This is a genomic window from Oleiphilus sp. HI0128 (genome assembly GCF_001635365.1).
In genome coordinates this window covers 1-603 of the sequence record NZ_LWGG01000677.1, presented here as the reverse complement: position 1 = coordinate 603, position 603 = coordinate 1, and the positions used below count along the sequence as shown (strand labels likewise).

The window sequence follows — 603 nt, the reverse complement described above, 5'->3', positions numbered from 1 at the left end:
GGGTATGGCTGTTCGCCATTTAAAGTGGTACGCGAGCTGGGTTTAGAACGTCGTGAGACAGTTCGGTCCCTATCTGCCGTGGACGTTGGAAAATTGAGAAGAGCTGCTCCTAGTACGAGAGGACCGGAGTGGACGAACCCCTGGTGTTCGGGTTGTGTCGCCAGACGCATTGCCCGGTAGCTACGTTCGGACAGGATAACCGCTGAAAGCATCTAAGCGGGAAGCCCCCTTCAAGATAAGTTTTCCCTGGGAATTTAATTCCCCTAAAGAGCCGTTAAAGACTATGACGTTGATAGGCTGGGTGTGTAAGTGCGGTAACGTATTGAGCTAACCAGTACTAATTGCTCGTGAGGCTTAACTATATAACGCCCAAGTGGTTTTATAGTGAATGATTATTCGTACAACGACGGGTAACGCAAATTGGATATGAGTCTTCGTTAGACAGCAGAGATTAAATTAGCTATTACTTGCTATTGTTAAAGACGCAGAATTAAGTGTTGTTGATGAAGTATCAGCAACCGAAGTTTTGCCTGACGACCATAGAGCTTTGGAACCACCTGATCCCATCCCGAACTCAGAAGTGAAACGAAGCATCGCCGATGG

At 47.3% G+C, this 603-nt stretch carries 2 rRNA genes; both read left to right on the top strand.

Annotated elements, in window-relative coordinates:
• Positions 1-362, top strand: a 23S ribosomal RNA gene (locus tag A3763_RS08400); the annotation flags it as partial.
• Between the two features lie 167 nt (positions 363-529).
• Positions 530-603: ribosomal RNA gene (rrf, locus tag A3763_RS08395) — 5S ribosomal RNA — on the top strand; the annotation flags it as partial.